This is a genomic window from Halalkalibaculum sp. DA384, assembly GCF_043951955.1.
Lineage (GTDB): Bacteria > Bacteroidota > Rhodothermia > Balneolales > Balneolaceae > JAMQKA01.
In genome coordinates this window covers 34997-58305 of record NZ_JBINJE010000026.1, presented here as the reverse complement: position 1 = coordinate 58305, position 23309 = coordinate 34997, and the positions used below count along the sequence as shown (strand labels likewise).

General features: G+C 45.4%; 19 protein-coding genes. All 19 read right to left on the bottom strand.

Features of this window, described 5'->3' with window-relative positions; translation table 11 throughout:
- Positions 1 to 228, bottom strand: a 228-nt coding sequence (locus ACG2E4_RS13970) for a hypothetical protein (protein ID WP_395276924.1), incomplete at its 3' end; no start/stop codon positions are given.
- A gap of 923 nt (positions 229 to 1151) precedes the next feature.
- The gene (locus ACG2E4_RS13965; protein ID WP_395261807.1) at positions 1152 to 2168 is read right to left on the bottom strand and encodes a RimK family alpha-L-glutamate ligase; all 1017 of its coding nucleotides are present in this window, start codon (positions 2166 to 2168) and stop codon (positions 1152 to 1154) included.
- 227 nt (positions 2169 to 2395) lie between these two features.
- Complete coding sequence (locus ACG2E4_RS13960; RefSeq protein ID WP_395276923.1) at positions 2396 to 3490, bottom strand: sugar-transfer associated ATP-grasp domain-containing protein; 1095 nt, start codon at positions 3488 to 3490, stop codon at positions 2396 to 2398.
- 132 nt (positions 3491 to 3622) lie between these two features.
- Positions 3623 to 4732, bottom strand: coding sequence for a sugar-transfer associated ATP-grasp domain-containing protein (locus ACG2E4_RS13955; RefSeq protein ID WP_395276922.1), 1110 nt, complete (start codon positions 4730 to 4732; stop codon positions 3623 to 3625).
- A 19-nt stretch (positions 4733 to 4751) separates the two neighbouring features.
- Positions 4752 to 5882 (bottom strand): hypothetical protein, encoded by a 1131-nt coding sequence (locus ACG2E4_RS13950; protein ID WP_395276921.1) that lies wholly within the window; start codon positions 5880 to 5882, stop codon positions 4752 to 4754.
- A 16-nt stretch (positions 5883 to 5898) separates the two neighbouring features.
- Complete coding sequence (locus tag ACG2E4_RS13945) at positions 5899 to 7152, bottom strand: EpsG family protein (RefSeq protein WP_395261803.1); 1254 nt, start codon at positions 7150 to 7152, stop codon at positions 5899 to 5901.
- Positions 7149 to 8285 (bottom strand): glycosyltransferase, encoded by a 1137-nt coding sequence (locus ACG2E4_RS13940; protein ID WP_395261802.1) that lies wholly within the window; start codon positions 8283 to 8285, stop codon positions 7149 to 7151. The genes ACG2E4_RS13945 and ACG2E4_RS13940 overlap by 4 nt, the downstream gene beginning before the upstream one ends.
- Before the next feature lie 119 nt (positions 8286 to 8404).
- Entirely contained in the window at positions 8405 to 9298 is an 894-nt protein-coding gene (locus ACG2E4_RS13935; protein ID WP_395261801.1) for a glycosyltransferase, read from the bottom strand.
- A complete protein-coding gene (locus ACG2E4_RS13930) occupies positions 9288 to 10121 on the bottom strand; it encodes a glycosyltransferase family A protein (protein WP_395261800.1) in 834 nt (277 codons plus the stop codon). Before ACG2E4_RS13930 ends, ACG2E4_RS13935 begins: the two co-directional genes overlap by 11 nt.
- A gap of 294 nt (positions 10122 to 10415) precedes the next feature.
- Positions 10416 to 11567, bottom strand: a complete 1152-nt coding sequence (locus ACG2E4_RS13925; protein ID WP_395276920.1) for a glycosyltransferase family 4 protein — start codon at positions 11565 to 11567, stop codon at positions 10416 to 10418.
- Between the two features lie 44 nt (positions 11568 to 11611).
- Positions 11612 to 12598 (bottom strand): glycosyltransferase, encoded by a 987-nt coding sequence (locus tag ACG2E4_RS13920; protein ID WP_395276919.1) that lies wholly within the window; start codon positions 12596 to 12598, stop codon positions 11612 to 11614.
- 407 nt (positions 12599 to 13005) lie between these two features.
- Positions 13006 to 14202 (bottom strand): glycosyltransferase family 4 protein, encoded by a 1197-nt coding sequence (locus ACG2E4_RS13915; protein WP_395261797.1) that lies wholly within the window; start codon positions 14200 to 14202, stop codon positions 13006 to 13008.
- Between the two features lie 255 nt (positions 14203 to 14457).
- The gene (locus tag ACG2E4_RS13910; RefSeq protein WP_395261796.1) at positions 14458 to 15759 is read right to left on the bottom strand and encodes a protoporphyrinogen/coproporphyrinogen oxidase; all 1302 of its coding nucleotides are present in this window, start codon (positions 15757 to 15759) and stop codon (positions 14458 to 14460) included.
- A gap of 24 nt (positions 15760 to 15783) precedes the next feature.
- Complete coding sequence (locus tag ACG2E4_RS13905) at positions 15784 to 16704, bottom strand: NAD-dependent epimerase/dehydratase family protein (RefSeq protein ID WP_395276918.1); 921 nt, start codon at positions 16702 to 16704, stop codon at positions 15784 to 15786.
- 53 nt (positions 16705 to 16757) lie between these two features.
- The gene (gene rfbC / locus ACG2E4_RS13900) at positions 16758 to 17315 is read right to left on the bottom strand and encodes a dTDP-4-dehydrorhamnose 3,5-epimerase (RefSeq protein WP_395276917.1); all 558 of its coding nucleotides are present in this window, start codon (positions 17313 to 17315) and stop codon (positions 16758 to 16760) included.
- A gap of 773 nt (positions 17316 to 18088) precedes the next feature.
- Positions 18089 to 19393 carry a protoporphyrinogen/coproporphyrinogen oxidase gene (locus tag ACG2E4_RS13895; RefSeq protein WP_395276916.1) on the bottom strand — a complete coding sequence of 435 codons (1305 nt, stop codon included), beginning with the start codon at positions 19391 to 19393 and terminating at the stop codon, positions 18089 to 18091.
- Positions 19394 to 19434: 41 nt separating this feature from the next.
- Complete coding sequence (locus ACG2E4_RS13890; protein WP_395276925.1) at positions 19435 to 20706, bottom strand: methyltransferase domain-containing protein; 1272 nt, start codon at positions 20704 to 20706, stop codon at positions 19435 to 19437.
- Between the two features lie 339 nt (positions 20707 to 21045).
- Positions 21046 to 21879 (bottom strand): glucose-1-phosphate cytidylyltransferase, encoded by an 834-nt coding sequence (gene rfbF / locus ACG2E4_RS13885; protein ID WP_395261792.1) that lies wholly within the window; start codon positions 21877 to 21879, stop codon positions 21046 to 21048.
- A gap of 84 nt (positions 21880 to 21963) precedes the next feature.
- Complete coding sequence (locus ACG2E4_RS13880) at positions 21964 to 22995, bottom strand: NAD-dependent epimerase/dehydratase family protein (RefSeq protein WP_395276915.1); 1032 nt, start codon at positions 22993 to 22995, stop codon at positions 21964 to 21966.
- Between the last annotated feature and the right edge of the window lie 314 nt (positions 22996 to 23309).

Below are 23309 nucleotides of genomic sequence, written 5' to 3'. Positions count from 1 at the left end.
GTTGTCCCAGCCCGGACCGCCCGTCGCCTGGTACAGATCCACCAGCGCCTGGCGATCCCCCGATACACTGTCCAACGTCTGGGCAGACAGCAACAGGGGCAGTCCAATTATGAGAACGACCAGAAAAGCGAAATGCAGAGAAGCTTTTATTATATAATTTTTACTTTGTATAAAATTTGTAAACGGCGTGCAGCCGCCGCAGTCCTTGCGAGGGATGTGAGAGAGCATTGTAGATGATATTGTGTTAGTTATTTGGGTAGTCTAAGAAGGGTTTACCCAGTAATTGTTACAGTATTTTGTAATAAAATTAACTTTTTATAATATTTATTTTCGCATAGAAGATCTGACTTAAAACACTTCTGTACCTTTTGACATGCCATTACAGGCTCCTATCGTAGATCTTTATGCGATGTAGATGATATTACTTTAGATGTAAACAACTATAAATTGAGGAGTTAACCTCTTCTTGCTGCCCTAGTATACACAAATATTAGAAATTTCCAATACTTTATTTTATTTGTTCTAATAAAAATAGAATTGAGCATTCTGCCTGTTATACAAATTCTTCAAATGTAGAGATTAACTGCTGTTATAGAGCCATTCAAACAGTATCGAGAGCACACAAGAAGCTTATATAGAGTACGCTTGATAAAGTTCCGAATTTTCTAAGAAAGGGAGAAAACCTAAAGGAAGGGCCAACAATAATCAGGGTAACCCAAGCAATTAACCTGAGTTCTACATAGTGATCTCACCCAGAATGCCTGTTTCCCTTGAAATGGCAAGAAAACAGTCACTCTGGGTCGGGAGGTGCAGGTCTGACATAGAGAAGAGACACCCCTCCCGCCTCCGGCGGGACTCCCCTCAAGGGGAGATTAAAGGCCTGCCCCATGAAGTGAAGAAACAATATTAAAGCTGGAAGCTGTATCGAACTCACGTTAATTATTGAGATTGGGCAGAAGTTGGGTCTTTTGTGGTTTAGTTGGGTACCCAAGAAACCACAAACATTTTATCCCCAAAAGGAGCGTTCATTTTTTCTTCACATAAAAAGAGGGACTTTGCAAAAGGGGTTTCGCAAAGCCCTCAAAAAATCCACCTCTGTTTTAAAATGTAGCTGGCTAAAAGTTTTGCAATTCCCTATTCAATCAACGTAATCAACCTGCATTTTTAACCAGGCTTTCAACCATCCATCCCTGGGCATCAAATCGACCTTGATGCCAGTTTAATTGCCGGTCCCAGTATCCTTCACAGTTGTAGTACACTTCTTTAACAAATCCGTAACTCAACTCGACTATAAAGGGACGGTTTTCCTTGTCATACACGTAATCGATCGCCAGACATTGACTTTGTACCTTTTCGGCAACCTCCTGCGACAGGCGGATGGTCTCCTCATCAAAATGTTTTTTTTCAAACAGCACATGGCCGCTTCCGGAAGCCCTGAAATCTCCCTCACGGACCAACCGTTTAATGGCAAAGGCCTTGCCGTCAATAACGATCACCCGGATATCATAATCATTGCCGGGAATAAAATCCTGGAAGTACACGTATCCCTTTTCAGGACCGATTATTCGAGCAAATTCCGTGGTTCTCGCTAATCGCAGTATCCCCTTGGTCACATCCCACCAGCTGGTTTTTCCCTTTCTGAATTTATACCAGCGGTCCTTGAGATTTGCCACTTTATCATACTGGCTAAATCCACGGGAAAAAGCCCGATGGACCAGCCTGGCAGCTTCAGACCGGTTATTCACCAATTTTACGTGGGCTGACCCGGCCCCTCTGCGGAGCTTAAACACCTTGGGAAAAGTCGTATTTTCGACCCAGTTCAGCGCCTCTTGCTTGTTGTAAAATACATAGGAGGGAACCGCCGGCGCCCCTATTGCTTCCAGCAGATATTTTTGTCCGACCTTGTCGTCAAAATGCCATCCGGTGTAAAAGTCAGGAAACACTTTTTTGCCGGCGGTTTGCAGCGCAAAAATCAGCTGTTTGGCAAAAAGTACATCTTCGGCCCTTGCCTGGTTGAAGTGCCACATAAGGGCATCGCAGTCTTCCACCTGCTCAATAATATCAGTGGAGTAACAGTTTACAATCTTGTAATTGATATCGTGTTCTTCGCAGTATTCGATCCATTTGGAACTGAAATCGTCTTGCTTTTGATGGATAGCTATTTTCATTCTATTGCTCCAACTACTGTAGATTTATTATTCTGATCATACGTACTCGTGGAGTTCATCGATATCCGCATGATAATTTGGAGAAATCTGTTGTTAAATCTGCGGTTCTTTTAACCTGGATTATTACACAATAATTTACAGTATCAATGAATATTGCTTGTGAACAATCCAGGTTAAATGTATTCAATGACTCTGTCCGGTGTTTATACTCGCAGTTCGGCGGTCTCTTACAGGTTCATACATTCCGGTTCGTCGAAAATGGGGCCGAACCGCGCTTCAATAGCCCAGAAAAACGGGTTGTTTGCATTCCACTCGATCAGTTTTGGTTCTCCTTCCGCGTCTACAAACACATCCCATCCAATTATCCTGGTATAGGGAAAATGGCAGTGAGCATCCCGGCAAAATGCGGTGATTTTTGGTATAAAGGGAAGATTCAGATCAGCATATCTTGTCCCGGTATCTGGATGCCTGTTGTTCGCAGGTATTCCGTTCCCCTCATACGCTTTTGGTGATACGGTGCCGTCAGGATAGACAAAAATCCAGTTTCCTCCCTGGGAGGCATTGTCAACCCGGTTCCCACCTATGCCAAACCGAATAATGATAAACTTGATTTTTATCTCTCCATCTTGCGTTAGGTAACTCATAACTCGAAATGTATTGACGGAGTGAGGATATAGGCTGCTCATTTCCGGGTGCTGCTTAACCACGTTCTGGAATACCAGGTCGGCTCCAGGAGATAATTCCTGTAAATCTATCTCTTGGGGATCTTTAAACATTATTTCATTTCCACTCCGACCGCTAACGGGCTTTATAATGATTTCTCCAGGCTGGTCGCGTAATATCTGCAGCGCCTCATTCTTAGTTTTAAATCGACCCTCTTCATCAAAGTAGAGACCGTTAGCACGAACAACTATCGATTTTACAATTGAGCTATTAAATATTTTGTGATCTAAGGCCTTCGCTTCGCTAAAGCGCATATACTTTTCAGGATTCATCTTAGGCAACAGTTTAAAACGATAATACTCGTCGGGAATCCATCCTTCTTTGAACTCGCCCCTCAACTCGGTATACAGGGCCAGCCAGGGCCAATACGCCGGGCTATCAAAAACGTCTCGACAGTAGGTTTTAATGGTCTTTATCATCTTTTGATCAACTATCTGCTGCCCGTTTCGAGTAATCACCCTCTCCCTAATCTTCTTTGCTTCATCTCTTGACATCCTGTATCTCAGATATCCGGACCAGGATTTGTTGATCCGCTCAAGAAACATTTTTCCCCTGTACAAGGCTCTGGATGTTAAACTGTATTGTCTTTTCTTTTCCATTTTTATTCTATCACTTGTATATCCGTGTAATGACTCTCCTGATTGGGTCAAGCACTCCCGGGCATCAGCTCCTTCAGCGGTGCGACAGGGAGGGTACCAATGCTACTCAATAGCCACTTCTGCCTAGTCCAATCATTGTAATGCCCAGTGGTTGGTTTTGCAATATTCAATTACTTCATCCGTAAATTCTCCGAAAAAGGGTTTTCCTCCATACTGGGAGAACCGGATGGTATGGCCTTGCGTGTTAATTTCAATGACCTTCCAATTGCCCTCTCTGTCGCGGGCAACATCCAGCCCAATAATTCTTGCGAAAAAAACATTTCCGGCCACATCCAGGCAGAACTGCTTCAGCTCCTCATGGGCGGGTACCTGGATGTCAAATGTATAGCCCGTATCCGGGTGTTCGGTATATTTAGTTCCATATTTATCAACCGCATACCTGTTTAAAAAACCATTTTCGCGGATTCTTGTATGGATCCCCCCCGAGGTCTCATTATCGAGTGAACCGCCTTTTCCCATGCGCAGTGCCATGCTGAGCACATGAGGGGTATTATCTTTTACTGATTTATAGATATAGACCCGGATAGTATTTAGCCCCACCGGATTAAATTTTTCAAAAAAATGATGTTGCAAAACTCGCTCCTGCACAACAAAATCCTGACTTTCCCTGCACCTGTGAATTAGTTCCTCCGCACTTTTAACAATAAAAACATCCTGGCCTCCAAATGAATCTACGTTGGGCTTCATTACCACCGGGAATGAGAGTGTACCTGCCTTTTGGGACAGCTCGTCAAAATGAATCTCCTTTAAATCAGAATCCAGGTATCGACCCTCTATCCCGTGGAGAAAACTTTCAGGAAATGTTCCATCGGGAAACCAGCGGTTGTAAAAACTTTTATGGCTAAAAAAATGAGCTGACTCATTATCCATTAATGTAGGCTCGATATCGGATACAAAAATATCTTCGGGAACCATTCGTGCATCCGATTCTCCAGACATGTTGGCACATATTCTCAGTGTATCCAAATCAACATTTTTTCTGAACACCGCCCACCTGTTTTGATGTTCGGCTTCCACCTGTTCATCGCAGGCAGTTCGATAGGTTTCGTTGGCACTGAACACCCGTTCATGCCGTTGAGACCAAGACTTCTCCGCCCCCCGCTTCCTGGAATAATAAAATAGAAGATTCTTTAGCCGCTTTTTGATGGGCAGGTCCGTATTTGATAAAATCGTTTTTATCATCTTGCATCTCTTTTGTGGTTTAAACCCGCTGTTCAATCAATTTTCCCAGCTGAACTGAATTCATAAACTCTACATCTGGCCACCTTTCGGTGATTTCCCGGAGCAGCTTTTTCATCAGCACCAGGTTCTCGTCCCTGTTTTTTTCATCGATAAAGCCGATATAGTTTAACCGGTGAGAACAAATTATAGCCGGTTTCCCCAGTTTGAAGGCAACAGCAATATCCTTCAGGCATCGGTTTACCTGGGCTGCTTTATCCTTGAACAGGCTTGGTTCAAACATTGCATTTCGGGTTAAATATATTTGGCCTTGGCTGTTTTGCTGTCCCAGATAGTGCGTATTAAGCTGAATTGTGCCGTCATAAAGCGGCTCCTTCATTTTTCTGCGTCCCTGGTAGTAGTGCACTCCCTTTTGGGATATGAGCTCGTCATAATCCGGACTCCAAATATGGTTGGGCGGAATAAAGGAGGCAGACCTGAATCCAAACAGGTCCTCAAACAGATCCAGGCCCTCTGCGACTATTGATAATTTCTTCCCCTTGTCGGCCGCAGATGAGTACCTCAAAGATTCGACATACCTGTTACCTCTTCCGGGCTCCCCTTTTGGAATACAGCCGGGCATTCCATGTTCAAAGCCAAACATGGCGTCCCTGTCCCGTTCCTGGAGAGCGCTCATAAACATCGATACATTCAGGTGTTCCCTGCCGTGAGACTGGGGATAAAACAGGCCGGCTTCCATTCCCTGTTTCCAGTAATCAAAGCAGTTTGAATGACCGGGATATTTTTGGAACGTCTCAGTCACAGGCTCGTAAAAGTAATCACTGAATCCGCCGTTTTTAATCCGTTCAAAATCGGGATTGGCTACAAGCACATTTGCAGTCAGAACCGCCGGGTTTCCGTGGCAATCCCGGAATTGGTTCAAGAGCTCAAACAGTAATTCCAGGTCCTTTTCACTTGCCAGGCTGTCATAGCGTTCATAGGCGATTGTGTCTACCCTGTACCCGGCCTGCAGGCATTGCTCATACACCTCCCTGGAGGGCATCCTGATACTTCCCCAGTCATCTGATTCTATCACCACAATTTTCCTGTCGGTGCGCCATCCCGGAATATTGACCAGGTATCTGCCCGCGGTTTTTCGAATTTTCTTCAGCATTTCCATCCCGTTCCGCCTACAAAATCAAGGTTTTCAGTGCATCATTCAGTGAAATGTGGTCCCCGGTCAGAAACAGGGCGATGACCGGGTTTCCAAGAATAGCCGTGGCACTCATGGAGTAAAGTCCGATCCTGAACGCCACCACCACAAACAGTAACAGGGCCGGAGTCGCAAGCGCGATGAACCGTTTCATCACGACCTCATCTTTTCTGTTTTGAACATACAGTGTTATCAAAGCCATGGCGCAGAGATTTGCAATAGTGACATATCGCGACCCGGAGGGAATCAGGCTCAAAATATTCGCCGTACCATAGAACAGCAGGATAAACGAGAACATGTTCATCCACCTCCTGTTTTTCAGGAAAAAGTTTTTGCCCTTCAGGTATAATACGACCAGGAATCCCATTACCGACCATTTCAAGGCTACAGTATAAAATCTGGCATACCACACGGGACCTCCGCCGCCTTCCCCGCCCTGACCTTCTGATTCAACCAGATAGCTGTCTGTTCGTTCATAGAGTATCTCCGGGGCATAGGTTTGCATAAAATTATTTATGACGGTCAGGTTAATCTCTGAAATAAAAAATGTGGAGATAAAAAACAGGAAATACAGCGTCACCCGGTTCCCCAAAAAGATATACCCATACAGGAGTCCAACCGGAACGATAAATGAGAAGTGCATCAATATCGAGAGGGAAGCGACAGCAAGTCCCGACCTTTTCTCTTCAAACAGGTAGGGCAACAAGCCGTACAGAAATATGTGTGTGGCAGTCCACATCCGAAATCCGTTCATGTACCAGACCGGTACTATAAGTGCAAAACAGATCAACAGGAGATACGTAATCATGCGTATCTTCCCCTGCAGTTGCTCCAGTACGTACCAGATATTCCGGGAATAAAAGAAGCCAAAAATGGTTCCGAACACCAGGGTAAGCACCACCTGGCTGCCAGATACTCTTGAAACGACAAGGGCTATCAGCGTTCTGAAGATATCGAGCTCCCCGCTCTCCAGGTAGTAATCCAGGGCGCCGCTCAGCGACAGGCTCCTCTCGTGCAAAATTTGGACCTCTTCAACATAGCGGACGATATCACTGCCCTGGCTTTCTGTACCTATCGCAAAACAGAGACCGTAAAATGCCACAAATGCCCATAGTATATTCTTTCCCCAGCTGCTGCGATAATTTCTAAATGCAGAAACAAGCGCAAGCAGTGGCCAAACTAAAAACAGGATGGCGGAATAAAAGCCCGTTTTCCCTTCTGAATTATTCATACGCCTACCTTCTGTTGACATAAATCTAAAAAGTTGCGACACACGTTCTCTATCCTGAATTGGTCCATATCTCCAAATTCATACTTCCTGGTATAGTTTCCACTGAGGAATTCGTTAATTGCATTTTTATCAATATCGGAACTCGTTACAGAGAGCACCGGCCGGCCAGCCAGGTAGTAATCAATTAATTTGCTTGGACGCTGCAGAGAGGTGCTGTTTTCAAAGTTTACCAGGAAATCCATCGTTGAGAGCACTTTCAACAGTTCACTGCGGGGTATGTAATCACGAATTTCAATGGTCCCCGCACTCCGTTCAACATACGGCTCCACGAGGGATCTGCTCCTCGTATAGACAATGAACTTGTAGGGATGGCCAATACTGGTCAGGTAGTCCAGGAAAGCCCTGGGATCCCGCCCGCCCGGGATAAATCCACCGGCATAGGCAAAGGTTGGAACCGCGTGCTCGCGATACCGGACCGCCTCTGTTCCAGGGGCTTCAAACTGAAATCCCTGGGGAATCACCCTGATTTTGTCCCGGAATTCCGGGTAGTATCCCTCTTTGGCGTCTTCGATCGGCACGGTGATGAAATCCGCCTTGTTGCAGAAGTATTTTTCCACGTATTTGAAATAGAACATCTTGTTGAACGAGTCGAGCACAGCTCCCATATAGGGATCTCCACAGTCGGCCACCCAGGTGCCGGCCACCGGATCTTTTTCATCCCATGCCCAGGCCACCCCCCAGTGAATCGGGTGTGGAACCGCGATGGATATCAGCAGGTCGTATCCCGCCTCGTTCTTTAGTGCGCGTTTTACTTTAAACGCCAGCTCAATATTGGGATATTCAAACAACTGAAGAGCCCCCCTGCGCAACGCCCGTTTAAAAAGTGTGGTTATACCGTTCGTCCCGTTCATATCTATGTCGGGCAGCCGTTTATCTCCCAGGTCTTTAATGGTTACCCCGAACTCCTCTTCAAATGGAATGTGATATCTGTCATTTTTCAACGTCAACAACGTAACGTCATGCCCCTGCCGGGCGAACTCCTTCACAAGCTCCGTGGCCCGGAATGAGCGCGGCGAGTTCACCGGGTAAAACGAACTGCTGATAATAAGAATTTTTTTTTCATCTGAAAGCATGTTAAATCTTGATAATTAGATATTCTGAAAACTATAGCTCATTATTAGGCTTCTTTGTTTCAACCAGTCAGATTTTTAAGTAGATGGCACCATTTCGAACATTATGTATACTTGCTTTTTTATTCCCTGACTTTATGCGGATCTTTTAACTTAAATAGCAATAACAAATTCCCATATAGCTGAACCACCAGTTTGATAAAGTCGATGTATAGTACAACAAATCGTTCATATTTTTTTGAAATCTGTGGGTTCTTTCGAAAGAGTCTTTGGAAGGCTCCTTTCAAACTACTAAGCAACACTTTGAGTTGTCCACACTGATATTTTTCTCTTGTAATAATTGATCCCCAACAGATATGCCTATAATGTTTTTTTAATAATGCCCGCAGAGTTTTTCTGGCCGGATGCCTTATGATCACAGATTCACCGTATTGCATATCATATCCCTTGCCCACGCATCGTTTAGAAAATTCCCAATCACCACCTGATTTCAATGTTGAATCAAATTTTCCAGCTTTATAGAAGATCGATTTCTTAATAATTAAGTTTGCCGTACAGCTTTTCCCGTTGGGTACCCACTCTTTTTGACGAAAAGCAAAATGTTTATCATAGATATAAGCATGTTTTGCACCATCCTCTGCTAAAAAAACTTCGATTTCACCCCCAATCAGATCACAATTGGTATCCTCAAACATTTTTTTTGCATTACTCAGCCATTGTGTATCAGGAATACAATCTGAATCTGTAAATGCCAGTATACTTCCATTTGCCACGCTTGCACCTGTATTTCGGGCAGCATATGATCCAGGATTAGGCTCTTCAATAATTCTTGCATTCCTCGGTAGATTTAACCCGTCTGGTAATGGAACCGTGGAAGCATTATTAACTACCACAATCTCATATAATTCCTGATCGAGACTTTGTTTTTGTAATGCACTCAAACACAATTTCAGGGTTTCCCAATTATTGTAAACAGGAATTATTACAGAAAATTCAGGTGCTGATTTAGCTTTCATGGGGACCTTTATTCGTTTTTAAAATATAGATTACGGCAGAAATACGATGATAGAAATAAAAGAGCGGATTTACCTTATTTCTAATTAAATCAGGTACGATCTTCAGAGTCCCCAGTAGCGCCTTAACCAGTGCTAACGGACCGTTTAGCCGACAATCCACACCACCTGTTACCCATATCAGGCGTTTGTCATATTTGGGAATTTTTTTGACGGTATTTTCATACGGATGGTGCACGATATATTCAGGAAAATACCGCACCGTTAATCCCGCATCGATACAGTCTTGCACAAACAGGCGTTCATCCGAACCGATCAATAGCGGCTGTCCGGCACCAAACCGTTCATCAAAACGGATCTTTTTTTCTTTAATTTTCGGAATCCGAAATCCCATTTCTACCGTTCCCACCGAAGGCGCATCCTGGTAGGTAATGCTCTTCTCCGGGTACCGTTTATAAGGAGGCTCTCCCGGACCGGTTTGTATCTTAAACAGGGCAACATCCACCTCCGGATGCTCCTCAAATACCCTCTCCAGAGTCTCAAAATTATTCTTCGCATAGGTAACATCGTCATCCGCAAAAAGACCGATATCGCCATCAGCAAGTCGGATCGCGTTATTTCTAGACTTGGTAACACCCCTGCCGGGGATATGGGAAACCCGAATATCCTCTCGCTCAAGAAAGGAAGGCGTACGTCGGTACTGCTCATCGGTATACTGGTGTGAAACGATGTAATAAATCCCTTCCTGCTGTCCCAGGATCACTTTGTCCAGATTATAGATCCCAGAATCAATTGTAGAAATCAGTATGTTAATGGTTCGCTTCAATTTAGGTTCTCATTTCACTCTTTATGTTGGAACAGTAACTGTTGAGATACTCTGTCTTCAACAGTTACCTTGAATATCAGTATGGACCACCAGTTCATAAACATTCTATACAGATCCGTTTTCTACCAAAATACATTACCCTATTCTTGTAGAATGTGCGATCTCTGGACCATAACTCTCTTGAACTCCATGAGCACATTTTAAACAGGAATTATAATAGAAACTTGTGCCATGTATATCCTATTTTATTATTTTCTAGAGTAAGTTTATTCAGTCTGTTTATAAAACCTATTATTAAATTTCCTCGAAAATCCGATTTATCCTTTGCCGCATCACCTTATTGGTATACGACTTTTTAACCGTTGCTTGTGCTTCTTCTCCCAGCTGTTCCCGCAGTTCACTATCACAAATTAACCGCTCAATACACGCTTTTAGCTCATCGTTGGCATACTCAGGTACCAACAGTCCGTTTTTCCTATGCTGAATCACATCAGGTATGCCGGCATGAATAGTAGAGACTACCGGCTTTTTGAGGCACATCGCTTCCAGAATTGAGACAGGTGTTCCCTCCATATCTCCATTCGCGTCAGTTCGACTATTGAGCACAAAAATATCTGCTCCATTCAGCAAATCTCGGACCTGTTCCTGGGATACTCTTCCATAAAAGGTGATCTTGTCATTATGGCCTCGTTCCCTGGCCAGCGCTTTGGTTCGCTGAAGCTCTTCCCCATCTCCCGCAATATGCAGCTCAATATTTGGATAGTTGTCCGCCAGTTCCGAGAAAACTTTAACCAGGTCCGGAACCCCCTTCGTACTGGCGATTCTTCCGGAATGGACGATTCTGATTGCATCCGACGACCGCCCATTCTTTTGAATGACAAATTTTTGGGGATCGACCGAACACGGAATCACGTGTACCTTCTCCAGCCAGGGTTCCAGCTCCAGGTTTTCAATCATATGCCGGCTCACGATGATGATTCCCGAAGCGTATTCAAAAAGTTCGGGCAGCTTTTTTTTGTAGGATTCATTCTTCAACAGCCGGGAGGCATCGTGTCCGTGAAAGGTGACCACCAGCGGGATGTCGAACGCCATGGCCAACCCCATGATCTCAACAGCATTTGGGCCAAAATGCGCGTGAATAGCACCGATATCCCCCTTTTTTAACAATTTACGGAGCCTCAGGTATGATTGGAATCCCATCTCAAAATCGGTATTCAGCCACGTCCGTATCGCTTTTCCTGCAACGCGGCCTATCCATGACTTCGGTCTTTTTACCAGGTGTTGATTAAATATGGAATAATCAAACCCGTGTGGATTCGTAAACTCCCGTGCCAGCAGGTGAACCTCAAAGTTCTGTGCCAGATCGCGGGCCTGCTGGTATACAAACGTCTCGCTGATCAAACAAAATGCGCGATTATATACTATTATCTTCTCTTTGGTTTCCATTATAATCCGTCTGTATTTACCAGTAAAAAGATGCTTTAATACTACTATGCCAATCTAAGACTATTAAGAATTTTGGATTTTAAAAGACTCAACGCCCTATATGGATGCAACAAATATCCCATCGATGGAACCAGTTGATTTGCATATTTCATTTGTGGGAAGTACCTGTATCCAAAAGCTCTATATATTTTCAGAAAAGCCTTTGATCTTTCTTTTTTGGATTCAATTTCGTTAGCATACATGTAAACATTCATCGCCGACTTTTTTAGTCCGATTTTCTTAATTAACTGCTTTTTATTTGGTGCCAGCGTCAATGCTAGATCCAATAATCGTTTTGCGTCATTTATCCAGTTATTAATGTGATCACTAGTCTGGCTAGTGATGGAGCCTTTATGTTTTCTGAAGCTCGCTTTTACATCCGGCACGTCCGCCCGTTCGCCTGCGGCCATGCATTTAAATTGGGCGGCCACATCAATATAGTGGTCATATTTGGGTTCGAATCCGCCCACCGATCGCAGTATCTCCGTATTAAACAGCGAGCTGCAGAAAAAGATATTGATTTCTCCGCGGTACCAGGACAAAATAAAATCATCCAGGTCGGCCCCGTCAGCCCTGTTCTCATTTTCCCTCAATATATTATCGTGCTGGTCTATCACCCGGCTCCCACTCATAATCAGTGCAAGCCCTTTTCGATATTCCGCGCCCTCCATACAGGTTTCAATAAAATCAACATCTATGCGATCGTCATCGTGGTACATGTGGAAATAGTCGCCCCGGGCTTTATCCAGCAAAAAATTCCAGTTCCCGTAGGCTCCCAGGTTCTCCTGCTGCTGGTAAAATTTTATCCGGGGATCGGAAAAAGAGCGGACAACTTCCGGAGTCTCATCGGTTGAACAGTTGTCAGAAACCAGTATTTCGATATTCTCATAGTTCTGCCTGGTGGCGCACTCCAGCGTTTGGCGCAAGTATTTATCTGCCCGGTTATAGGTCGGAATAGCGATCGTGATAAATGGCTTGCTGTATTTATTCATGTTCTCTCTTTTCTTTTATTTGTTAACCAAACTACAAAAGGTTCAGCGCAAAAAGTATTAATACTTTTTCATAAAACCGGCACCTCTCATCTCCGGATAAAATATCAACTGACCTGCTTAATATTTACCCGTATCCCCTAATGTTAATTACATTTAACTTACTGCTTTTAATAAAATTAAATAATCTAATAGAAGATCACATAATAATTTACGGATGGACAATTTTTCTACAGCAATACCCTATCAATAGTAACCGGGAGATTAAGCTGCATTTGCATTTTTTATCCCGGTACAGCGGAGTAAGACAATGATATACTGAACATTTTTTACCTCATAGAATTCTTGTATTCAACCAGCTTTAAAAATTTCAGCATGAATTCTCATAGCCATAATTCGGTCGGTCTTCCTCAAACTGATATACATTTTGATGCTTTTTCAACTCCCGAATCCAGACATATCCTTCTAAAGGATGAAAGAAATATCTCGTTATTATGCTCAGTTTCAACATAATATCGCGCTTCTTTTCCATACTTCCTGCGCAACTCATCATTGGAAAGAAGACGATTTAATGCCTCTTCAAGATCCAACAGGCCTTCAAGTCCCGTTCCTTTATGTTGACCGATAGTAATTCCATATCTCTCTACTAATCCCCCCCAATCTTCGTAGCTGAGTACCGGCGTCTCTAGAGCAAATGCCTCTAAAACCGATACAGGTGCTTCTTCATGTATAGAGGTGTTCACAAGTACCCAGGCCGAAGATAACAGTTTCAGTTTCTCCTCACCGGTTACATGACCCAGCATTTTTACATTTTCGGGGACTTCTCCAAGACTCCAGCCATTGTTCCCGTTAAAATGATTTTGTCCAAGCATGAGAAAATTAACATTAGGGAACTTTCTTGCTAATTCTATAAATACCCATGGGCGTTTTATCGGATCTAGGCGACCCAAAAAAATTACCGTTGGCTTGCGAGCTTTTTCAATTTCAACATATGTATAGTCCAATACAGATGGATTTGGAAGAACATATTCTGATTCCGGAAGACCATACACCGCCTCATTACTTTCTCTCATATATGGCATTTTGTTAGCAAGTTTAACCTTCGGTGGTTTAGGAAATTTACGGTTCGCATATTCAGAGAGTTGCTGTGTATTTTTTTCATAGATTCCAGCAGGCTTTACATCTTCTTTACCGGGAATCTTAAGCGACATTATCTTATCAACATCCTGTGGGGACCATGGATCCCTCACCCAAACTACAATAGGAGTAAATGGTAATGCATTGAATACACCTCTATAGCTAATTCTGTAATCAATAGTCAAAAGAATATCAATTCGACTGAAAAACATTTTACTAAAATTTTGTAATCGATTGCCATTTAAGGGCACGTAAGGGATATCTTGCGACACTTTTTTTTCACTTCCATTACCTATTTTATCAGCAGTTAGAAAACATACGTCGCAATAACTTTCGGGATGATTGCTCAGCACCTGGGCAGCTCTTTTAGCTGCCCAGCCAAACCCTCCGACCCGGCCGATACTTGTATCAAAAAATTCATTTGCAACGATACCAACTTTAAGAGGAATACCTAACTTGGTAAAACTCATATTATAAAAGATATTTTTTTTAGTATAAGTGTTTTGCAAAGTTGTTCTTTTAGTTATTTTCGTTTTCGCAGTAAGTATTTTTCACATTTACTAATTACAAACAACTGTATCGTGCATGATTAGTATGGTCAAACCCTCACTTCGCTCTTTAAAAATCTAAGTCAACTTTTCTACACAACAGACAAAGTTTTGATACTACATCATACAGAAATGTCTTATAACAAGGTTTTTTCTATATAGGATTAAACACGAAATTCAGTTCAACATTTGACTGGCCGCGTTCTCTCCGCTCCTGAACGCCTGGTCGGTCCAGATATAGCCCCAGTCTCCGTAGCGGCCGCAATAGCGTATCCCGATATCATCCAGGTAGCCGTGGACCGTCTCGAGGGCCTGCTGCCGGTCAAGATCAAAAATGACGTTGGCATAGGATATAAAGCCCGTGCTTTTATGAAGAATAGTATCCTCTTCGCTGATCAACCCGCACCGCTTGAGGTCGGCGATAACCGGCTCGATGCAATCTTCCGGCTTGCGGTCTACCGGCCGGTATTTGTCGGAAAAGTAGATCTCGGCCTGGATGCTTCCACAACCGTCCGGGACCGTATTTGGTGACATCAGGTGGGGAAAACTCAGCCGCGTAAAGATGATATCCGGGTCGTAGAAATAGGTCCATATCGCCTCGGTAAAGTCGTCGCGGTCGATCCCGATGTTCACCAAAATACAGCTCGTACAGGCCAGCTTTGCGCCGGCTTCGGCCACATCGGCGGGTACATCCTCAATGATATTGCCCGTCAGCTCCGGCAGCGGTATCGACGAAAGAACCTCATCATATTCGACGGTTTTTCCATTACCGAATCGAATCAGCTTATTTTTGGCATCAATACCCGTGACTTTGTGATTCAGCTTGATGTCGGCCAGTTCGGTAAATTTATCCAGGTAATGGGCGAATCCACCCTCTGTCGGGTACCTGAATTTGTCAATGTAGTGGACATCGGGCGTTGCCGGTTTTAACGCTCCTTCGAGTACCTCTTTCATATCGGGCTGATACAGGCGGGGGCCCAGCCAGTCGATATCCATATTTTCGGCCTCCACCGTGTGATACTTTTTGCCGTACACCATGGGAAAGGTTTCTGCGAAGGTTTCCCCGAACTTGGCATACAGCCACTCTTTGTAATTGGTGATATTCCCGTTGGATTTGTGCTTCGCCTCGATAAAGTCATCCAGTACCTCAACAATCAGGTCCTCAGGCAAACCGTACAGGTTGCACTGTGCCGGGTGCTTGATCCAGTGGCCCTGCCAGTAGTTATTCACTGAGGCCTTCACTGTTTCAAACTCCTGGTCCACGTTTTCAGCCAACAAGTCGCGGATGCGTTCATCCTCGGTAAATGAAATATGAGGGCCGTCGTCAAAAATAAAACCGTCTTCCATCTCGAACGATGCGGTGTGCCCCCCGATATATGAATTTTTGTCGTACATGCGGATCTCCTGATCCACCCCTTCCTGGCGCAGCCTGTAAGCGGCCCCGAAACCGGCCATTCCTGTTCCCAATATGCAAATCATATTATCGCTATTTTTAATTGTTTTTTATTGTGATGTTGCAACATTTAATTCCTTTTTCCACCATTCGATCGTGTCATCTATGCCGTCCTCGAGGTCAAAATGGGGAGTCCATCCCACCTCATCCCGAAGCCTGGTTATATCTGCAAGTACCACCGGGGAGTCAAATTTGCTCTCGACCGGTCCGTAGTGCAGCAGGTCTGTTCCATCCAGCTTTTCTCCCGCCAGGTCGACAATTTCGCGTAACTTGACGGCCCGCCCGGAACCGATGTTAACAGCGCCGGTTACCTCGCTTGCCAGCAGTGCCACCAGGGCATCCGCCACATCTGCAACATGGAGATAATCTCTCATCTGGTTGCCATGGGAGAAGTTTGCCTGCTTGTTCATCAACAGCGACCGGATGGCATACGCCACAAGCCGATTTTCGGCCTCGTGGGGACCATAGACGAAAAATATTCTGCCGGTGACGTAGCTGAGTCCCGTTTTGGCGGAAAATTTTTCGAGGATGTTATGTACAGACGTTTTACACTCACCATAGATCGATTCGGGCTGTGTTGGGGTAATCCCTTCGCTGCAATACCCGTACTTCCAGTCGTACTCGGTACAGCTCCCCCCGAAAACGATTCTCTCTCCCCCGTTTTCAGCAAACCTGCGCGCCAGGTGCAGCGTGGCTTCGACCCATTCTATATTATGCCCGGATGTCATTCGTTGTTTGGGATCGTCATACCAGGCCAGGTGTAGCAGCCCGGAAGCCTTCACACGCTCGCAAAGAGCGGCAACCTGGTCAGCATTCAGCAGGTCCACCGAATGCCAGGTAACATCGTCCCGGAGGTCCCTCGTGTTGTCTTTTGAAGTGACAGCGTGGACATCGTATCCCAGATCCTGAAGAAAGGGGATGGTGTGGGTACCGATAAAACCGGTAGCCCCGGTAAGAATAATCTTTTCCATAATATTGCAATATTGGCTTTCAAAAAAAATTGGCAGGCGTCTGTGTTATACTGTTATACTTCCACCGTTTTATTGTTCCTGGAATCATCGAAAAGCGGCCAGCTTCTGTCTTTTCTGGAAATCACCTCCGGTTCCGCCGGCCACTTGATATTAAATTCAGGATCATTCCACCGGATCCCCTTTTCCGCGCCGGGAGCGTAAAATTCGGACACCGGGTAGTATACCTCGGTATCATCTTTGAGGGTGAGAAAGCCGTGGGCAAAACCCTCCGGCACGTAGAGCATTCTGCGGTTATCCTGATTGAGTTCAACCCCGATCCATTTCTTAAAGGTTGGAGAATCCGGACGCATGTCAATGATCGCATCAAATATCGCCCCCTTTGTACATTTAATCAGCTTGGCCTCCTGGTGAGGTTCCTGCTGGTAGTGCATCCCCCTGAGTGTATGTTTTTTTTGACTGTATGAGGTATTTGCCTGGACCACCGGAAATTTGATTCCATTATTGGCAAACTCTTTTTCACAAAATGCCCTCGCAAAGAATCCCCGGGTATCAGCATATCTTTCCAGCTCGATTATGTATGCGTCCTTTAGATCCGTCTTTTTAAATAGCATGGTTCTGTCTGAGATAATTATAGTTTGGCTGTTCTGCATTCAGCTAATATGCCGATGCCAGTTTTAAAATAGATGTTTTATCTTTGACAGGGTTAGTCAACCCTTTTTGTCACCCTAAATGGTTTTTGCGAAGGTTACCGAGACGTCCACAAAGGCAATAGTTACCCCGTGGCCGGTCTCGGACCAACGCTACAAGTGCATGTGTGCCGAATTTCTTCGACGGCAAAAGCACATCTCTCTTGATGTATAGCCAGTCTCATAAATTCGGTGTCTCAATATTTGCACTTGTCAATATTTTGAAGCCGTTGCCAAACCCCTTGGCTTTCAAAGCCTCTTGTACTGTTGAAGCGACCTTCTCGTCTCAATCCACCAATATTAAATCAAGAAGCGTGCCAGTTTTGCATCATTTTCTTTAATCGCCATTGACAGCGATTAAACCCATAATTTAATCTCGTGCCGGACTCTCACCATTAATTCCACTGTTGATTCTTTCTATCAGCAGAAAATGTATCGAGTAATTTTTACGCAAAACGTTGTGTAAAAATTACCCGGAGTTTTAAATCTATGCTGCTGAAGCGTTTGGCCCATTTCCCCCAGATCTTTTCGTCCTTTTGGATCAAGCCAAAAGGAACAGCTCTATTGGGAGGATCGCTTTTTTTCTATTGAGGTTTCCAATCATCTTTCCCGGTTATTTTTTTCAAAGATTTAAAACCGAACAAAAAAATTGCCGTCGGAAAGGTTAAAACCAGAATTAATGTGGCGTCAAGTTTTGTTCACGAGGGTATGCCGGCTGCCGCCTCTTCCCCGCTTTTGAACGCCTGGTCGGTCCATATGTAGCCCCAGTCTCCGTAGCGGCCGCAATAGCGGATCCCGATATCATCCAGGTAGCCGTGGACCGTCTCCAGGGCCTGCTGCCGGTCGAGGTCAAAAATGACGTTGGCATATTTGATGAACAGCGTGCTTTTATGGAGGATAGTATCCTCTTCGCTGATCAATCCACACCGCTTGAGGTCGGCGATAACCGGTTCTATGCAGTCTTCCGGCTTGCGGTCTACCGGCCGGTATTTGTCGGAAAAGTAGATCTCGGCCTGGATGCTTCCGCAGCCAGGCGGAACATTATTCGGCGACATCAGGTGGGGAAAGCTCAACCGCGTAAAGATGATATCCGGGTCATAGAAATAGGTCCAGACCGCCTCGGTAAAATCGTCGCGATCCACCCCGATATTTACAATGATGCAGCTGGTACAAGCCAGCTGCTCTCCCGCCCTTGCCACATCCCCCGGAACGTCTTGTATAATATTTGTAACAAGTTCCGGCAGGGGTATGGATGAAAGAACCTCATCATATTCGACGGTTTTCCCGTTGGCGAAGCGGATTAGTTTATTTTTGGCATCAATACCCGTTACTTTGTGATTCAGTTTGATGTCAGCCAGCTCGGTAAACTTCTGCAGGTAATGCACAAATCCACCCTGCGTAGGGTACCGGAACTTGTCGACGTAGTGAACATCGGGCGTGGACTCCACCAGGGCGCCCTGCAACACCTCTTTCAGGTCGGGTTGGTAGAGGCGGGGCCCCAACCAGTCGATATCCATCTTTTCGGCCTCAACCGTGTGGTATTTTTTTCCGTACACCATCGGGAACGTCTCTGCAAAGGTTTCACCGAATTTGGCGTAAAGCCACTCCTTGTAATTACTGATCTGGCCATTGCTCTTGTACTTGGCTTCGACAAAATCGTCAATCACATCAACCACGAGGTCGGAAGGCAGCCCGTGAAGATTACACTGGGCCGGGTGCTTAATCCAGTGGCCCTTCCAGTAGTTGTTGACCGTGGCCTTGAGTGTCTCATACTCGTGATCGATATTTTCGGCAAATAGTTGTTGCAGCCGTTCGTCATCGGTGAAGGAGATATGGGGACCGTCATCAAAAATAAACCCATCATCCGTTTCGAAGGAAGCGGTGTGTCCGCCGATATACGGATTTTTATCGTACATGCATACTTCTGCCCCGACCCCCTCCTGCCGCAAACGATACGCAGCCCCGAAGCCGGCCATACCTGTACCCAAAATTCGAATCTTCATTCTCTCGATTTAATTTATCGCTATCTTGTTTGTGTACTGTTTCAGTCAACAATATGAACGTGCGGGATCGGGATAATAAACTTTCCTCCCCAATCACGTATAAAACTGTTTTGATCGATTATCTCCTCTTTCAGGTTCCACGGCAGAATCATCAGGTAGTCGGGTTTATCCTCCCTTACCGTTCCCACTTCTTTAACCGGGATGTGCGTGCCCGGGAGGAATTTTCCCGCTTTATTGGGGTTGCGATCCACGACATAGTCAATTATGTCGGTTCGCACCCCGCAATAGTTCAGCAGTGTATTTCCTTTGGCCGCCGCTCCATATCCGGCAATTCTCTTTCCCTCATTTTTGATTCGGATCAGGGTCTCCAACAGATCGCGTTTAAGCTGTTGGACATCCTGAGAAAAATGATAGTAGGTAGAGAGTTGATCGAGCCCGGCTGAAATCTCCTTGTCATGCAGGGCTGTAACCGATGGCTGCTGCTCATGAGAACTGTTCTTGTGACAGGCGTAGATACGCAGCGAGCCGCCATGGGTCGGTATCTCATCCACATCGAAAATGTTCATCCCGTGGTAATCAAATATGGTCCTGACCGCCAGGAACGAAAGGTAGGAAAAGTGCTCGTGGTAGATCGTATCAAACTCATTTTCCCGAATAAGATTTAACAAGTGAGGGAATTCCAGCGTGGCCACCCCTTCCGGTTTCAGCAGCGTTTTTATCCCGCCCACGAAACTGTTTATATCCGGTACGTGTGCCAGTACGTTATTGGCGACAATCAAATCGGCGCGCCTGTTTTGAGTTGCCAGCTCTTCCGCCAATTCCTTGCTGAAAAACTCCACTAAGGTGGGGATCCCCTTCTCTATTGCGGCCTGGGCCACATTTTCTGCGGGCTCAATGCCAAGGATCGGGACATTTTTGCTGAGAAAGTTTTTCAGCAGGTAGCCGTCGTTGCTGGCCAGCTCCACCACAAAGGAATTCTCGGAAATGTTGAATCGATGGGTTACCATTTCAACATAGCGGCGGGCGTGCTCCAACCAGGAATCGGAGTAGGAAGAAAAATAGGCATAGTCAGAAAAGATCTCCTCGGGCGACTCATACACCTTTAACTGTACCAGGTAACAGGAAGAACAGACCATAGCCATGAGTGGGAAAAACCGTTCCGCCTGGTCCAGCTCACTCGCTTTCAGGTAGGAATTCGAAAGCGGAGACATCCCCAAATCTACAAAAACATCTGTAAGAGGTTCATTACAAAATCGGCAGTGCGTGGTATGTGCTTTCCGTTCTACTCTATTTTTATTATTACTTTCAACCATTGATGCTTGCATGATTTTACTCCCGTTGATTTAAGTAGGTCATTTTTCATTTTGACAATATTTTCTTGACAAGATTCAACAAACCGTTGTTTTACACCTGCTTCCGTTTTAGAAATTCATACTTTTGTACTTGTTTGTACTTGACAGCTTCGATAAAAAACAACGGTATAAAAAATTCCTCTTTGCTTGGTAGTTATTAGTTAATTCTTGCAGTAGTTATTTGTATGACGTAAATGTCTCATTTTCGTCTATTGTGCCTTGTGGACAAAACATCTCCTGCGATTTAAATTCCCCGAGATCATCATGATACAACACAAACCCCGAGCTTCCGGCATACTTTTACTGATAGTTTTCAACCAATTCGTCGATCACCGTATCATTCTCCAGTGCCTTCGGTTCATCCCATACTTTCCACGGCGGATTTTCTGTATTCCATATTCCGTCGAGCACCTTTTTATCGCGCAGGGTATCCATCGGGTGCCAAAAACTGTCGTGCTTGAAGGCCACCAGCTGTCGATCCCGGGCCAGGTTTCTCAGCGGATCATGCTCCCATACGGTCTCATCGCCCTTGATATAGTCAAAAACGCCCGGTTCCAGTACAAAAAAACCGCCGTTGATCCAGGCGCCCGCCCCTATCGGTTTCTCCTGGAATGAGGTGATCTGCACGTCTCCCTCATCCAGCTTGAACACGCCAAAGCGACCCGGCTCCTGCACGGCCGTCAGCGTGGCCAGGCATCCCTCGCGCTTGTGGAATGCAACCAGTTCTTCGATGTTCACATTGCTGACGCCGTCTCCGTAGGTCATGCAAAAGGTGTCGTCCCCCACATACTCCTGCACGCGCTTTAACCGTCCCCCGGTCATGGTTGATTCTCCCGTGTCAATAAGGGTGACCTTCCAGGGCTCCACATCATTTTGATGGATCTTCATGTCATTCTTTTTCATGTCGAAGGTCACATCCGAGCGATGTAAAAAATAATTGGCAAAGTAGTCTTTGATCATCGACCCTTTATAGCCGCAACAAATGATAAACTCGTTGATCCCGTAGTGGGAATAAATTTTCATGATATGCCAGAGTATCGGCTGCTCTCCGATCTCCACCATCGGCTTTGGCCTGATGTAGGTCTCTTCGCTCAACCTGGTTCCGTATCCTCCTGCTAAAATTACTGCTTTCATCCTGTGGCACCCTTGCTTTTTTGTTAGTATTGCGTTGTATTTTACTATTTTTTTGCGTGGCTCAGATCGTCTCTCCCCGGCGGCTCACACCCAAAACAGCTCTTTGTCAACCTGTTCGGTCTCCAGCAAAAATGTCAGCTGCTTCAACCGCGTATACGGCCGGTCGTTGAACAGGTCCGGGTCCAGTTCAATTTTGGAAAACACCTCGTAGAGCTCCTCTGCCCCTCTCTTTGCATCATACTCACAGGAAAACCCCGGCAGGTTTTCGTTTATCTTGTCAAACGAAACCCGGTAGCTCCGGTTGTCCCCCCCGCTATCGCCAAACGTGACTTCACAGCCGGTAAACACCTCACCAACGATCTCGGCAATCTCTTTAACCCGGTAGTTTTCGCTGGTGTCTCCCACGTTGAATATCTGGTTGTGAACAGCCTCGCGCGGTGCATCCAGTGCGCAGCCAATCGCCCTGCAGATATCCCGGACGTGGACCAGCGGTCTCCAGGGCTGCCCGTCACTGATCATCTTTATGACCCCGGTCGTCCATGCCAGGCCCGACAGGTTGTTCAGCACAATGTCAAACCGCATGCGCGGCGAGGCCCCGTAGGCGGTGGCATTGCGTAAAAAAGTGGGCGAAAAGGTGTCATCTGCCAGCTTCGTCACATCGCGTTCGACCAGTGTTTTGCATTCGGCGTACGCCGTCTGCGGGTTGAGCTCAGACTCTTCCGTCTTGTAGCTGTCGTCTCCCACCCCGTACACGCTGCATGAGGAGGTGTATACAAACCGTTCAATCCCGGCCTGCTTGCACAGTTCCGCAATCCTTACACTCCCCTTGTGGTTGATCTTAAAGGTGATTTCGGGGTTTACCTGCCCCAGTGGGTCGTTCGACAGTTCGGCCATATGTACAACAGCATCGTAACCTTCAAGGTCTTCCAGCTGTATGTCTCGTAAATCTTTGTTTATGTAGGTTGGATAGGTCTCCGCACTCCCGTTCCCGTTATATAACCAGCCGGAACGATAAAAGCCGGTATCGAGGCCGGTAACCTGATGACCCCTGTCAATAAGATATGGTCCCAATATTGAGCCTATGTACCCGTCTGTTCCTGTTACTAATACTTTCATTTATAATCTCTTTTGAATTTGAAATTTCATTCCTGATGATATAAAAGTTGGAAACGGTGGGGCACTCTTCGCTTCCCACCGCTGCTCCAACTCATGTTTGCCTCTCTATATACACTAAGCGAGTGCTCTCTCTTGGATGAACAGGCAATCGATCAAATTCAGCTCTACTCTCTTGAACTATTTGCCGATTGTTTTCTTTAAGCATTAACTCTCTCTTTTTGACTCTCTATGCTTTATGATGTTTATGCTATTGATCTCTCTCTGTAAATAGTTATTCAATAAGCGTGCCAGTTCGTCAATTTTTTATCTAATCC